The following is a 14,399-nucleotide window of genomic DNA, read 5'->3' as shown; positions in this document are numbered from 1 at the left end:
CGGTTACAGCAATTTTGCAGACGCGTTCATCACAGATAAATAATGTCCTTCCTCATTGGCGCGAGGCGCTTCAGCAATCGATTTTGCGTGGGATAAGGCACGCCTTCCTTGTCCATGGCGTTGATCAGCAAGTCTACGGTTTTGTTGAAGTCCGCTTCGGAAATCGACATCCCGGCGTGGCTGTCGCGCATGCTGTCGCCGGTGTATTCACAGGGACCGCCGCTGATATTGCAGAGTTGTTCAGACAGTTTTTCTCTGAAGCGGTCGGGGTCTGTGTCGGCGAAGAAGGGCGCGATATCTTCGGAGTAGCTGATTTCCTCCACGAAGCGGTCAACCAAACGAGCGATTCCTTGTTCGCCACCCAGTGCGCGATATAAAGAGGCATCCTGAGTGACGCCTGCGCAGCCGGTCAGGTGTAACGTCGCCGCGGTGAGTGTGATAGCGATGGCTTTTGTCGCATCACGGAGTATCGAACTTGCTTGAGAGTTGGCTTGCGTCATCTGTGTTCTCCGCACGCTGAGAGTCAATGGGAGGCTCACCATAGATAGCCGGTCAGGGATAAATAAGCGCCCCGCTGGTTATCCTGGCCGGCGATGTCGCCCAAATCTACCCAGGCCAGAGTGATGTTCACGTGCTTGTTGGGAACATACGCGATAAAAACATCGCTCCAGTCTTCCTCTTCAGCGAATCCCAGGTTATCGGGCTTTTGGCGGTACTCCGCCCCGACTGCGACATGGGCGTTAAGCAGGACGGCGATGGCGGCCTCCACTTGGGCGCTGTAGCGGTCGCGCTTGTCGCCGCCAAAACCGAGCAGGCCCAGTTGATTGGCCTTGGTGGCCCTCACGCCGAGGCTCCATAGCAGGTTGTATCCGCCGACAGCGCCAAGATGCAGTTTGCTGGCGGTTAGATAAAAGTCCGTTCCATGTTCCTCATCCGCGGCGCCGACCGCCTTGGCGATCGCCGTGTCCTGCAGACGCTTGTACTGAACGCCTGTGCTGACCTGGGGCCATTCACTGTATATGAGGTCGCCGTAAAGGCGCACTTTGGCGCCATAAATGTCCTGGCGTATCTCCGCGCCGGCCTGTTTCAGGTCAAACTTCTGATGCGCGACGCTGATCTCTACCCGGTCATAGAAGTTCAGCGCGCCGCCCCATACATCCAGGCGGTAATCGTCGACGCCGACGCGAGAGCTGAAGACGCTGCCAGCGATGTCGTCCCGCGAGGCGTAGCCCGCCAATACCGCCCAGGGCGTCAGGCCGCCGCCAGCGCTGCCTTCGATCTGCGTGACGCCCGGGGCCGCCAGAATTTTACCTTCTCCGGCGTGGGCGATGGGAAGCGTTGCAATTGCGGTGATGATTAACGTGCAGATCCGAATTAGTGCACCAGGAGAGAAAAGCCATCGATGAAAAATACGACTTAGACCTTGCCGAAAGCTTGAGTGGGAAGTTGCTGCGCGCGTTGTCGTAGCCATGGAGCCAGTTCCTTTGCAGGCATGGGTTTGGATAGAAAGTAACCTTGAATATAGTCGCACCCCATTTCCGCCAGCAAATCCATACTGCGTTGAGTTTCAACGCCTTCTGCAATGACTTTGAGGTTAAAGCTATGTCCCAGCTCAATCGTGGAGCGGACGATAATCTTGTCGCTGGCGGATTGTTCCAGAGGTATTACGAAGCTTTTATCAATTTTGATCTCCGACACCGGCATTTGCTTCAGTTTGGAAAGGGAAGAATAGCCAATGCCATAGTCGTCTACGGACAAGGTGAATCCGCGCTGACGGAAACGTTGCATGAGCGCGATAGCGTGGTCCGCGTCGCTCATCATGTCTCTTTCGGTCAGCTCAAAGGAAACGGCGCGAGTGGGCAGCTTCAACGTCTCCAACTGGCTCAGCACGTTGTCCAGTAACTCATCGCGCTCCAAGTCCTGGGCTGACAGGTTGATCGCCGCCTGTAAATCGATGCCCTGGTCACGCCACTCTGCGACCTGATTGATGACGGTGCGCGTCACCCAGTCGGTGAGGGACGCGATAAGCCCGGCTTGCTCCGCCAGCTCCACGAAGATGTCCGGGGGAATAAAGCCTTGCTCGGGATGGTTCCAGCGAATCAGCGCTTCGCATTTGTCGACCCGGCCAGAGGCCAGGTGCATCTTGGGCTGGTAATACATGCAAAGCTGTCCGTCGTCTTCCGCAATGGCGAGTTTCAGGTCTTGCAGTAGTTGCAGTCTGCGCAGGTGAGCTTCGTCTTCGCCAGACTCATAAAAGCGCAGAGCGCAACGTTCGCTGCGGGCTTTGTCCAGAGCGATGCTGGCGCGACGCAACAGTTCCTCGGCCGCCGCCGCATGCTCGGGGTATTGGGCCACGCCAATGCTGAATGAAAGGGCCAGACGTAAGTCATCCACCTTAAACGGACGGGCCAGATGGGCCAGCAATTTATCGCAGATGGTGCGGGCGTTCTCGTTGCCAAAGACGTCCACCAGGCACAAAAACTCATCGGCGCCTAGGCGCGCGCAGATGGGGTTTTTAGGAATGAACTCGACCAGTCGTTGGCCTACTGCGCGCAGGCAGTCGTCGCCGACTTTCGGGCCAAAGGTGTCGTTGATGTTTTTAAAGCCGTTGATGTTCAGGCTGATAATCAGGAAAGGGGCGTTGTGCCGCCTGAGGGCGTCTTCGACTTCCGCGATCACTTTGTTGCGGTTGAACAAACCGGTGAGGCCGTCGTGAGTGGCCTGATAGGTAATTTTGTATTCCCGCTCTTCGATATCCGACCCCATCTTGATGAAGGCCTGGAACAGGGTTTTGATTTCACTGGTGGCGATAGAAATGGGGGTGAGATTGCGATATTGGCCGCGAGACAGGTCGCTGGCGATTTTCACCATGCGGCCAAGCGGCTTGGTCAGGTTGTGTGACAGCACCATGCTGCCGGCGATGGACAGCAGGAACGTCAATGCGGATATCAACAGGATGCGATCGCGCAGTATCGAGAACTCTGCAAAAGCGTTGTGTAGGGGCACGGTCAGTACGGCTTCGATGGCGCTGTCGCCCATCCCCGACAGCGGACGACGTTTACTGCTGAAGGTTTGCTTTTGCTGGATCAGGGACAATAGCGTGTCAGGGATGGTTTCCGGAGCGCGCAGCGCTTCTTCCAGTTGATCGCGGGACAGAGTGGACACCACCTTGGCGGCGCCTTGATCGCGCCACACAAAGGAAATGTGCACATTGGTGATCTGTCGCAACTCTTCCGCCAGTTCGCTGTCCAGACGGAAGCCAATAGCGGCGAACCCGATTGGCGCTGGTGCGTAAACCGGCAGAATGATCATCTGGTACAGCTCTCCCTGGTAGGCGACAAAGGCCGCCGCGCCGCTGTGAGTTAAAGCTTGTCGCAGCAGATCCTGATGGGCGAATTTGGCGATAGGAGAGGGCGAATCCTGAGTGGACGCCTGCAGGGTTCCGCTCAGATCAAGCAGCAGCATCAGATCGGCGCTGATGCGCTCGCTGTGATTGTTGAGAACACTCTGGATGGTCTGCGTGTCCCGGGTGGCCACGGCTTGTTTAAAGCCAAAATCCGAGGTGAGCACCTCGGCGGTGGTGGTCAATTGCACTTCCCGGGATTCAAGAAGTTGTCCAAACACCTTGGCGGCGCCGCTGAAATCCTGATTGATGCGGTCGCTAGTGTAGTGGCCGATGGATATCCAATAGGCGCCCAGGATAGTGAGCGACGCCACGCAGACTAAGCTGACGGAGAGCAGAAGTATCTGGTTACGCAGACTATTCATGCTGTTGCTTGCGGAATTTGCCGCCGAAGCCGGACTTGCCCTGCGTACGTTCCACGCCATTTCCCTGCATGTTCAGTCGGATAATGTAAGCGTCGCGATCCGCGGCGCTGGTAGGAAGCTCAGATAAAGACAGTCGCAATATGGTTTGAGAATCAATGGAAAGCTCGGGACTCCAGACCAAAATGTCTTGTGGTGCGGGCTTGGCGTCCGGAAAGGTCAACGTCGCTTTACCGGATGCGTCGGTCTGGGAGAAGTAGGGCGTCTCCGCGACATAGATATAGCCAAGCATACTGTCATGGATGTTGCACCCCAGCACCACGACGCCGGGCTGCTGAAACAGCAGAGGAGCTTCCGGCTGACCGCTGTAAAGCTTCAGTTCAAACACCTTGGCGGGAGAGAAGGAGTAGACATGATGGCGAACGTTATCACTGTTGGGAAACGCTACTTGCGCGCCGGCCGCCACGGCCAGAATTCTGGGCCGAAACTGCTTCTTCACCTGATCCATGATGGCGGGGGCTCCATCATAAGCCGGGGCGGGGGACGACCTTTGGTCTGCAGGCAGGCTGATGACCGCGTCCGCCACAGGAACGTCATTATCGCTCAAAGCCAGGAAATGAAGCGTTTGCGCTGCGACCGTCGGACTCGCCAGGGCGAACGTCAGCGCCAACGCTCGACAGAGACGACCGGGGGATATGGCGGCTCGGGCTGGGTCGATGCGGCCCCTGATTACACGTCGCTCATTTGGAATTACCAAACTTCGTTCCTCACGCCTTGATTGACGGTTTCCCAAGCGCAGCAGTGACGACGCCGAAACGTCAACAGACCCTAAATCTCTTGATGAATTTCAGTATAGCAAAGGGTTTTGGCGACGAAGTCCGCAGGTACGAACTGTTTCAATGTTTTACGAATGAGGAGACGTCAACGGACGCCCCTGGATACCGGAAGTGAGGTAGGCAGGGGCTGGCGGAGAGGTTTACTAACCCACTTTATACAGTTCGGGGTCAATACCATGCTTTTTCACGATTTTGTAGAAATCTGAGCGATTGCGATCCGCCATGCGGGCGGCTTCCGGGATGTTGCCGTTGGTCATGCTCAGCAGCTTTTCCACGTACTCTTTCTCAAAGATTCGCTTGGCCTCGGACAGCGTCACCTCCTGATTCTGTTCGCGCTGGAAGCGGGGCAACGCCTGCTCAATCAACTGGCGGGAAATAACGGCGCCGGCATTGAGGGCGTGACACTTCTCGCTCAGGTTGATCAGTTCGCGGATGTTGCCTGGCCAGGAGTAGGAAATCAGGGCGTCCAGAGCGTCAGGCGCAATGCGCTTGCAGCTCTGGCCGTAGCGCTGGGCCACGCGCTCCATAAAATGGTTCAGCAGCAGGGGAATGTCCTCACGGCGCTCGCGCAGAGGCGGCAGCACCAGATTGACGACGTTGAGCCGGTAGTACAGATCCTCGCGGAATGTCTGCTCTTCAATCATGTTGAGCAGGTCTTTGTGGGTGGCGGAAACGATGCGAATGTCCACGTCGATATAGGTGGTGGAGCCGATAGGCTTGATTTTGCGCTCCTGCAGAACCCGCAGCAGTTTGACCTGCAGATGCATGGGCATGTCGCCGATCTCGTCAAGGAATACTGTGCCGCCGTCAGCGGTTTCAAACAGGCCCACATGATCGCGAACGGCCCCGGTGAAAGAGCCTTTTTTATGGCCGAACAGTTCGGATTCCATCAACTCATCCGGAATGGCGCCGCAGTTGATCGGTATGAATGGCTTGTCCCGGCGCGGGCTGGCGTCATGAATCGCTTGCGCCAGCACTTCTTTACCGGTGCCGCTTTCGCCTTGAATCAGGACGTTAACGTCGCTTTGCGCCACCATTTTCGCCTGCTCCAGTAGCTGGTAGAGCTTGGCGCTGCGGGTGACGATGGATTGAAATACATTGGCGGCGCTTTCGTTGGCGGAGTGGCCAACCAGGGCTTTTTCAATGGTAGTGCGCAGCTCTTCGCGGTCCACGGGTTTAGTGAGGAAAGCGAAAGCGCCTTTTTGGGTGGCCACTACGGCCTCTGAAATCGAGCCGTGGGCGGTCAGCATGATGACCGGGGTGCCGGGCCAGTCCCGTTGGATATGCTCCAGCAGTTGAATGCCGTCCATACCGTCCATTTTCAGGTCGGATATCACCAGTATCGGTTGCTTGCGGCGAATTTCCCGCAATGCTTCCTCGCCGCTTTCCACCAGTCGGGAGGCGTATCCCAGCGCTTTCAGGCGCATGGACATCAATTGCAGTAACCCGGAGTCGTCATCGACGACGAGAATATCGTTGTTGCTGGCGATAGGATCGTTCATTTGGGAGACTCTTCCGTACGTTGGTTAATGCCTTCTTCGATGGCGCCTATGGCTTCGATAGTTTGTTCGAGCTTCAACTTCAGCTTCTGGTTATAAGCCAGCATGCGCTGCTGGGAGTCAGAAACGTCCTGCATGAGCTTGATGAAACTCTGCGCGCCCCAATTCCAATCCTGATACTTACGCAGTGACTGCAATGCAGTTTGCATGACGCCGGGATAATAATCCGGCTCGCAACTGGCGATCATAATGGTCTCGAACGCTTCCGCCCGGTGTTTGGACGTCATGCGCTCCAGGCGTCGTGAGCGGGCTTCTTTGCTTCTTTGGCAGTGCTTGTCGCGTTGCTCAAGGATATCGGCGAGGTCAGGGTTGGGAACCCGCTCAAGCAACAGCGGCGAGTTGGGATCGCCTCCCACCGCGTTCGTCACCAACGCCAGGTTTTTGCAACCTGACTGGACCAGCAGGCCCAGGGCGACGCCAAGGGAAAAAATCACTTTTCTTGAGTTCAATGCTGTCATGTGTAATCCGTGAAACTGATATAAAAGCGGGCCCCATTGGGCTCTTCGTCCATGACCTGTATGTCGCCGCCAAGATGGCGCAGGCACTCGGCGACGATCGCCAGCCCGAGTCCGCTTCCTTTCGTCGCTCCCTGGCGCTTATTGTCGCCCTGGAAGAACGGCGTGAATATTTTTTCTTTGTCATGTTTGGAAATTCCAGGTCCCTGGTCGCGAACTTCCAACCACCATCTCGGCTGCTCGCCATCGGCTTCTTCTTTCCCCCACCCCAGAGCGATGCGGCTGCCGGGTGGAGAAAAGTGAATGGCGTTGCTGAGCAGGTTATTGAAGATCATCTCCAATAGAACCGGGTCGCTCTCCACCTCGATGGAGGTCTTGGGTATTTCTATGTAAACCTGATTGGCGTTGGCCAGCGAACGGTAGCGTTCAATCGACTTATGCAGGAACTCAGGCAGCTCCAGCGTCTGGCGTGGGCCGCCGGCGGCCAGACGGACGCTGTTGAAATTCAGGAGCTGTTGAATCATTTCCTGCAAGCGGATGGCGTTATCGAACAGGATCTCCACCACTTTTCTCTGCTCGCTGGTCAGTGGGCCGGGAATCTCTTCCGTCAACAGCGCGCTGGCTTCGAAAATCGCCGCCAGCGGGGTCTTCAGTTCGTGAGTAACGTGGCGCAAAAACGCGCTTTTCTGTTGCTCAATCAGCTCCAGGTTCTCACGCAGCCACTCCAGTCGCTTTCCCAGCACCTGAAATTCTTCCGGTCCTTCCACTTTGGCGCAGCCTTCCAGTTCGCCCTCTCCGATGCGGCGTATTGTCTGCGAGAGGTTGTTCAGGGGGCGCGTTATGACGTAGGACCAGATCACCATGATCACAAAGGAGGCCGGCAGGGCGAGCAAGCCCAGAATCGCCAGCCACCATTGGGTGGTGCGAAAGCCCTCTTTTTGCTCCGCCAGGGAGGCGTTCATGGCCTCATTGGCGAGAGCCGTGATATTGGAGGTAATCTCCGCCGCGCTGTTAAAAATAGCCGTCAGACGCCCCAGACTGTTTGCTTCAAACTCAGGTCCTACGACTTCATTGAGGGTCTCTTCGGCTGCAACCCCTTTGGGCGTCGACAATTGCTCAGGCGCGGCGTCGCGCTTGGCTGGCGAGTTGATGGAAAGCGCGCTCCGGTGGGTGACCCGCAGCAACTGACTGACCATGTCGCTCATCTTGGCGGAGCCGATGTTACGCTCCAGCGCCGTCGCCTGCTCCTGCAACTTGGCGTACTTCTCGCCATAGATTTTCTCGAAGCGCGCGTCCTGCAAGACCACAAACTGGCGCGCAGAGCGTTCCAGTTCTTTCACTAATTCTTGTAAAGCTGACATTTGCCGGTTAATCGCAGCGGTGGATTCCACCAATTCGTTCTGGCGACGGTTGTGCTTGTCCATCGACCAGATCGCGTAGCCAACCGCCACGATCAGCGGCGCCACGGCCAGTAGCATGCCCAGGGCCCACTGCCGGGTAAGAGAGATAGAGTAAAAAGGAAAACCCATTGGTCGTTTTTGCAATCCGGAAAGTTTTCGCAACCATACCGAGTTTTCTTCTTTATTCCTAGAGTTGCAAAAAAGCAACACATTAACTTATTGAAATATATGAATTTATAGGTGTTGTGGCAAAACGGTCTGTGTCCGTTAGGCAACAGTTTACAAACTTGAGGAAAAAGCGTTAACAAATGAAAATGTTTTTAACTATTTGATTTTAAATGGTTAAACTTTTTGTGGATCGAAAATTGTTAGTGTTCTTGTATTGTTAATCGGACTGGCGATAACCAAGTCGCTTATCCATTTACTGATACTTGTCCATGACTTTATTAGTTCACGACCTTAAGAGGAGCCGCATCATGAAATCTCTGCTGACCATAATTCTGGCGCTGTGCGCTGCAGTTAGCGGAGCGCAGGCGGCGACGGTCGACAATCAGTTCGACATCACCATCCCAGGGTTTGTGGAAATGGACAAGGATGCGGACGCCTTGATCACCCGCTTTGAGGCGCGGAATCGACAGGATTTGATTGATGCTTTTGAGATGTTCGATATGGATCGGAGCGGAGATATCTCCCTGGTTGAGTATGCGGACTTTATGTCTTCGGCGCATAACAAGTCGGCGTCTGTAAAGTCTGACGCCACGCCGGAGATCAGTTCGTAGCGCTAATGTAGTGCTTAAAGAGTTATATGGCTGAAGAAGCTAACGAGCCCGGGAGGGGCCGTCGGGTTGGCTGTAAGGGAGAAGCAATATGTGTTCGAGAACGGTTACGCAATGGCTAAAGATGTTCGTCCTGGTGGCGCTTACCGCCGCAGCGACGGTCGCCAAAGCCAATGACAACGGACGCAGCCCCTTCGCCGAAGGGTGGAAGGAAGGGGTGATTCAAACCCGCTATTTATTGAACCCGGCATTGCGCGCCTTCGCAATCCAGGTGACGGTGATTCGCGACAGGGCCGTGTTAGAAGGCGATGTCGACACCGCGATAGAAAAAGTGCTGGCGGAGCAGGTTGCGCTTTCAGTCGATGGAGTATCCCGGGTGGATAACCGACTGCTGACTTGCGAAGAACGCCAGGAAGCCGATCCCTCTTTTGAGCCGGCTCGCGATGAGGGGATATCTCCCCGTACTGAGTTTGGGATGAGGAGAGGGACGGGTGGAAGAGAATTACAGAAACCGCTTGGTGATTTAACCGGGCGCCCAAAGATAGGGAGCCGCCTAAGGAATGGTTGCCCCGCAATTAGATAGTAGAAATGAGGAAAAAACATGAAAAACCTGTCTAAATTCAGTTTGTTGGCGGCTGCTGTGATTGGTCTGTCCGCGTGTGCGTCCAGCCAGCCGGAGCCTGTGGTTGAAGAGCCGGTAGTGATTGAACCAGCACAGCCAGAGCCTGTGGTTGAGCCGGCGCCAGAGCCCGTAGTGGAAGCAGCGCCAATGCCAAGCGCGAATATTGAATTTGCTTTCGACTCCGCCAAGATTGGCGCTGGCGAGCAAGGCGACCTGCAGCAGTGGGCGAGCTATATCCAGGAAGGCGCTTACAACCGTGTTGAAGTACACGGTCACGCAGACGACACAGGTTCCGCAGACTACAACCGCAAGCTGTCCGCTGATCGCGCCAACAGCACCGTACAGGCATTGCGCAATCTGGTTTCCGGACAGGTTGATTTCGTAGTGGTTCCTCACGGCGAAGAACAACCTCTGGCTGAAAACTCAAATGAGCAAGGCCGTCAGATGAATCGTCGCGTGGAGATTGTTCCACAGGGCGCGAGCCTCTAATCAGCTCTGAGTTCGCGACGGATTGCGTAACCTGAGCTGCCGACGCCGCAGGTCCGGCGTCGGAAACCATGTAAGCGCCCTGGTGTGAATAAATATCTCGCAGCAGGGCGTTTGCACTTTCGCAATTCCGTTGCGACACTTAGAATTCTGTTTCTTTCGTCAACGCGACGCGATGTCGCAGTAATAACTCCAACGAATCTCTTACTTAAGAAATGAGGAATGACTATGAAATCCAAACGCCTGATTAAGCAAATTACCGCTGTATTGCTGAGCATGAGCATGTTCGTATTGAGCTTGCAGAGTGCTGCGGTGCGTGCGGCGATGGTCTCAACTGATACTCAGATTCAGGTTGAGCAACAAAACTATGATCGCGAGCAGATTATGCGTATTACCGGCTCTGACGAGGCGAAAGAAGTGTTGCTGAGCCTGGGCGTAAGCCAGGAAGACGTTGAAGCTCGCGTGGCGAACATGACTGCGGATGAAATCGCGGAGTTCAACAAGCAAATCAATGAAATGCCTGCAGGCGCCAGCTCTGCTTTGGGCGTGATTCTGGTTATTTTTGTGATCTTGATCGTGCTGGATCTGCTGGGCGCCACCAATATTTTCCCAGTTATCAAGCCCATCGGCCGTTAAGGTGCGCTGAGCTTCTATGCGGTTTGGCGATAAACGTTGTTTGTAGTTCGGACATTGTTTAAGCAAATACACGCACAGGCCGTGGCGATTATAGTTGTAATCGTCGCGGCGCTCTCTGGCTGCGGCTCTCTGCCGCAGTCGGCGGCGCTGATGGCGGAACCGCCCAGCGATATCCCCTTTCAGGCGGAACTTACCGCAACGCCTTTTTATCCCCAGTCTGAATATCAGTGTGGCCCCGCGGCATTGGCGACGGTGCTGACAACACCCGAACAGCCCGTTGTTCCTGACGATCTGGTTGGTTTGGTGTATGTGCCGGACCGGCAGGGGAGTTTTCAGGTGGAAATGGTAGCGGCGGCCCGCAGCTATGGGCGACTCGCCTATCCACTGCAGCCTGAAATGGAGAATATCCTGCGCGAAGTGGCTGCTGGACACCCTGTTTTGGTGTTTCAGAACCTGGGGTTGAGCTGGAGCCCGGTTTGGCATTTCGCTGTGGTGATCGGATATGACTTCGCCAGCGCGGAAATCATTCTGCGTTCAGGCGTCACTGAGCGTGAAACGCTGTTGCTGCGCACCTTTGAGCGTACCTGGAAAAATGGCGGCTATTGGGCGCGGGTCATTTTGCCCACCGGTGAGTTGCCTGCCACAGGAGAGCCTTTTCCTGTCGCAAAGGCGGCGCAGGACTTGGCGAATACCGGACATCCGCAGCAGGCCCGCGCCACTTACGCCGCGGCGGTGAAGCGTTGGCCGGACTCCGTTATTTTGCAGCTGGGATTGGGGAATCTCGCCTATGCCGCCAAAGATTACGCTGTGGCGGAGGCCGCTTTTCGACAGTTGGTGGCGCTGCAACCAAAGAAGGCGGAAGGCTGGAATAATCTGTCCTATGCGCTTGCCCAGCAAGGATGCGAGGTTGCGAAAGAAGCAGCGAAATGCGCCAGTGTGCTGGCCCCTGACGACGCTACTATCTCGACTACGGCGAAGGATGTGGCGAGTATCTTGGCGCGCAAGGCGGTCGCCTCCTGTGCGATTCCTAAATGCCCCGGCCTGTAACTAACTACCGCTGTTTAACGGGAACCCCACTGTGACGCGAGTTCCCTTGCCTCTCTCACTGTCGATACGCAGTTCGCCGCCATGGGCTTTGGCGATTTGTCGACATAGATAGAGCCCCAATCCAAGGCCGCCAGTGTGAGCGCGTGACCGGTCTCCGCGATAGAAGGGGTCTGTCAGCGCCGCTAAGTGCTCCGGTTCGACGCCTTGTCCTTTGTCCTCGACAATCAATTCGCCGTGATCCGGTAGCTGTCGCCAACTAGCGACAACGTCTTTGCCCTCTCCATGCTTCAACGCGTTATCTATGAGATTGGCCACCAGCAGTTTGAAGCGAACAGGGTCCAGGTACGCCTGGCTATTTGCGGAGCAATCCAGTCTGATCATGTCGCGCTGCCTGGCTAAGCGTTCATCGATCAGCTCGCGTAACAGTTTGGCCGCGTCGACGTCGTGCAACTGGAGCGCGTGATGGCCTGTTTCCAGCCTTTCGCATTCCAGCAGTTCTGTGATCAGTCTGTCCATATGTTGTATTTCACGCACCAGTTCATCGCGCTGTTCTTCGTCATCGATCATTTCGCCAGCGACGCGCATTCGGGTGAGGGGGGATCTGAGCTCATGGCTGATAGCCAGCAACAACTGCCGTTTGGCGTTAAGCATGGATTCAATTTGTGCGGACATGGTGTTGAAGGTGTCGCTCAATTGCCCCAGCTCATCCTGCCTCAGGGTGGGGATGCGTTGCTGGAAGTCGCCGCCAGCCACCTTTTGCGCAGCCTGGTTCAGCCAGCCGATAGGCTTGAGTAACCGTTTAATGCTCAGAAAGCAGAGAAAGATCACCAGCAAGATCGACAGCAGCAGGGCGACGCCGGTGAGCGTCAGGCCGTTCTCGCCCTCAAATGGTCTGGCGTAGAAATAGATGGTGGCGTCGGGGCGCGGAATACGCAGGACAAAGTAGCGTCTCCAATGGGTGTACTCGATACGCCCATCGCCGGCGTCGCGAAACTCCAGGTTTGCACTGGCGAATGGAGGCGTTTCGGACATCCAGGCCCCATCGGTATTCTGGACGCCGACCTGAGTATGGGTGCGGTTCTCTATGGAGGCTATGAGCGCCGAGTCGTAAGGAGGCTGAATGTCTTTGCTGAGGGAGTAAAAGTAATCCGAAAAAATATCTTTCCAGAAGACATGGGCGCGTTCCTGCGAAATATTCTGGAAAGCCGCCACGATAAGCACCAGGACTGCAAAGGCGGCGGCCAGAAATATCAAAATCAGCCTGACTGACAGAGAGTGCCGACGTTTTCGTTTATGTTTGAGCATTACAGCGCTTCTCCGGTAAATCGGTAGCCAGCTCCCCAGACAGTCTTTATGAACTCCCTCTTACTTTTAGTCTTCATTTTTTGACGCAGGCGACTGACCGTAATATCGATAGCGCGGGAGAACAGCTCTACTTCTGTACCTTTGAGGTTGTTCATAATCTCGTCGCGGGAAAACACTTTACCGGGAGCAGAGGCGAATAATTGAAGCAGGCGAAACTCAGACGTGGTCAGTGTAAGCGGGCGTCCAGCCACAAGCGCCTCCTGGGTCGTCGGGTTAATTTCCAGATCGCGGAACTGCATCAGAGGCGAGGGCTTTTCCACCGATACGTGACGACGGGTAATGCTTTGGATGCGCGCGGCGAGCTCCCTTGGTTCAAAGGGCTTTGGCAGATAATCATCGGCGCCTAACTCCAAACCAACGATACGATCCGTTACTTCACCGCGGGCCGTCAGCATGATGATTGGTGTCGTGTAGTCGTGGCGAAGTTTACGGCACACGGCAAATCCGTCTTCCTCCGGCAACATGACGTCCAGAATAATCGCGTCGGGCTGGCTTTGCTTTAATTGCGCGTAGGCGATTGACGGCGCGGAAGCGTGTCGAAGCTCCCAGCCAAAACGCTGAAAGTAGCGGTTTAACAGGCGCGCCAGGTCATTATCGTCATCAATCAGCAACAAGTTCATAAGCATTCGTAGCGGAAAAAGGGGAAACCGGAATTACATGATAGTGCGACTGTAACCGGCGCTGTAGCGGCAAAGTTTCAAGGATTTGTTTCTCTGCCGGGAAACTCCTTTTTTATCATGGGGATAGATCGTTACAAAGTGAAACAAGCCGATACGGCGGTGAAAAGAATACCCGCCGGCGTAATCCTACACTGAGCACGTTGATCATCATGTTAAACATCACGAGGAAACGCGCTATGAAAATGGGCAAGTACGTCAGAAAACCAATGTTGTTGATACTGGTCGCCGCCATGTCTTTAGGAGCGATGGCCTGTCGCTATGACCCAGAGAAACGCTGGGAGCACGCCAAAGAGTGGGTCAGCGATGAACTTGAACTCAATGCGGAACAACAGGTCATCTTGGATGAACTGCTTACGCAGATCCAAGCGGCGAAACAGAAAATGAAAGCAGAGCGGGAAGGCGCCCATGATTTGCTGATTGCGCAGATCAACAGCGAGCAGCTGGATGAAGCAAAAATCCTGACGGCGTTCGAAGCGCATCAACAGCAAATGAATGAAGCGGTCGCCAGCGTACTGCCAACTCTTACCCGGCTCCACAGCACCCTGACTCCAGAACAGAAAGCCACGCTGGTAGAGTTTATAGAAGAACACGGTAAACGCGGATTTCATGGGGGAAGAGACTGGTAAATAACTTTATAAAGGCCCCTTGACGCGGGCCTTTTCTTCCGTCTTCTTGTCGCAGCAAATATAAGATTCCGTGATCTCATCACTACGCGGTTACTTATGACATCCTGAGCTTTCAGTCGGTATCTCTGAGTATCAAAAAGCACCAT

Annotated in this window: 15 protein-coding genes; 6 read left to right on the top strand and 9 right to left on the bottom strand. The window is 55.1% G+C overall.

Annotated features, from left to right (window positions below):
* Positions 1-29 precede the first annotated feature (29 nt).
* The 7 genes from ACQYWX_RS23745 to ACQYWX_RS23715 all read right to left on the bottom strand — a co-directional run bounded on the left by ACQYWX_RS23745 (position 30) and on the right by ACQYWX_RS23715 (position 8,144).
* A complete protein-coding gene (locus tag ACQYWX_RS23745) occupies positions 30-500 on the bottom strand; it encodes a group I truncated hemoglobin (protein WP_431686559.1) in 471 nt (156 codons plus the stop codon).
* A gap of 35 nt (positions 501-535) precedes the next feature.
* Positions 536-1,471, bottom strand: coding sequence for a DUF3034 family protein (locus ACQYWX_RS23740; protein ID WP_431686558.1), 936 nt, complete (start codon positions 1,469-1,471; stop codon positions 536-538).
* Complete coding sequence (locus ACQYWX_RS23735; protein ID WP_431686557.1) at positions 1,417-3,768, bottom strand: putative bifunctional diguanylate cyclase/phosphodiesterase; 2,352 nt, start codon at positions 3,766-3,768, stop codon at positions 1,417-1,419. Before ACQYWX_RS23735 ends, ACQYWX_RS23740 begins: the two co-directional genes overlap by 55 nt.
* Positions 3,761-4,522: a methylamine utilization protein gene (locus tag ACQYWX_RS23730; RefSeq protein ID WP_431686556.1), complete on the bottom strand. Its 762-nt coding sequence runs from the start codon at positions 4,520-4,522 to the stop codon at positions 3,761-3,763. The genes ACQYWX_RS23735 and ACQYWX_RS23730 overlap by 8 nt, the downstream gene beginning before the upstream one ends.
* Positions 4,523-4,744: 222 nt before the next feature.
* Positions 4,745-6,103 (bottom strand): sigma 54-interacting transcriptional regulator, encoded by a 1,359-nt coding sequence (locus ACQYWX_RS23725; RefSeq protein ID WP_431686555.1) that lies wholly within the window; start codon positions 6,101-6,103, stop codon positions 4,745-4,747.
* Positions 6,100-6,618, bottom strand: coding sequence for a hypothetical protein (locus ACQYWX_RS23720; protein WP_216738549.1), 519 nt, complete (start codon positions 6,616-6,618; stop codon positions 6,100-6,102). The genes ACQYWX_RS23725 and ACQYWX_RS23720 overlap by 4 nt, the downstream gene beginning before the upstream one ends.
* Entirely contained in the window at positions 6,615-8,144 is a 1,530-nt protein-coding gene (locus ACQYWX_RS23715; protein WP_431686554.1) for a HAMP domain-containing sensor histidine kinase, read from the bottom strand. Before ACQYWX_RS23715 ends, ACQYWX_RS23720 begins: the two co-directional genes overlap by 4 nt.
* Positions 8,145-8,491: 347 nt before the next feature.
* Here ACQYWX_RS23715 and ACQYWX_RS23710 point away from each other — a divergent pair, with 347 nt between their 5' ends.
* The 5 genes from ACQYWX_RS23710 (at position 8,492) to ACQYWX_RS23690 (ending at position 11,582) form a co-directional block, all read left to right on the top strand.
* The gene (locus tag ACQYWX_RS23710; protein WP_216738547.1) at positions 8,492-8,794 is read left to right on the top strand and encodes a hypothetical protein; all 303 of its coding nucleotides are present in this window, start codon (positions 8,492-8,494) and stop codon (positions 8,792-8,794) included.
* 88 nt (positions 8,795-8,882) lie between these two features.
* Entirely contained in the window at positions 8,883-9,374 is a 492-nt protein-coding gene (locus ACQYWX_RS23705; RefSeq protein WP_431686553.1) for a BON domain-containing protein, read from the top strand.
* A gap of 18 nt (positions 9,375-9,392) precedes the next feature.
* Positions 9,393-9,902 carry an OmpA family protein gene (locus ACQYWX_RS23700; protein ID WP_216738545.1) on the top strand — a complete coding sequence of 170 codons (510 nt, stop codon included), beginning with the start codon at positions 9,393-9,395 and terminating at the stop codon, positions 9,900-9,902.
* A 225-nt stretch (positions 9,903-10,127) separates the two neighbouring features.
* Positions 10,128-10,535 (top strand): PA2779 family protein, encoded by a 408-nt coding sequence (locus tag ACQYWX_RS23695; protein WP_127973031.1) that lies wholly within the window; start codon positions 10,128-10,130, stop codon positions 10,533-10,535.
* A gap of 81 nt (positions 10,536-10,616) precedes the next feature.
* Entirely contained in the window at positions 10,617-11,582 is a 966-nt protein-coding gene (locus ACQYWX_RS23690; protein ID WP_431686552.1) for a PA2778 family cysteine peptidase, read from the top strand.
* On the opposite strand, the gene ACQYWX_RS23685 is transcribed toward ACQYWX_RS23690, so the two are convergent.
* Positions 11,583-12,887: a HAMP domain-containing sensor histidine kinase gene (locus ACQYWX_RS23685; protein WP_431686551.1), complete on the bottom strand. Its 1,305-nt coding sequence runs from the start codon at positions 12,885-12,887 to the stop codon at positions 11,583-11,585. It abuts the gene before it with no gap.
* On the bottom strand, positions 12,887-13,567 hold the full coding sequence (locus ACQYWX_RS23680; RefSeq protein ID WP_431686550.1) for a response regulator transcription factor: 681 nt from the start codon (positions 13,565-13,567) through the stop codon (positions 12,887-12,889). The genes ACQYWX_RS23685 and ACQYWX_RS23680 overlap by 1 nt, the downstream gene beginning before the upstream one ends.
* 236 nt (positions 13,568-13,803) lie before the next feature.
* Here ACQYWX_RS23680 and ACQYWX_RS23675 point away from each other — a divergent pair, with 236 nt between their 5' ends.
* Positions 13,804-14,253 (top strand): Spy/CpxP family protein refolding chaperone, encoded by a 450-nt coding sequence (locus tag ACQYWX_RS23675; RefSeq protein ID WP_431686549.1) that lies wholly within the window; start codon positions 13,804-13,806, stop codon positions 14,251-14,253.
* Positions 14,254-14,399 lie beyond the last annotated feature (146 nt).

This window comes from Hahella sp. NBU794, from assembly GCF_050749805.1.
Taxonomy (GTDB): Bacteria; Pseudomonadota; Gammaproteobacteria; order Pseudomonadales; family Oleiphilaceae; genus Hahella.
This window is presented reverse-complemented; position numbering and strand designations above follow the sequence as displayed.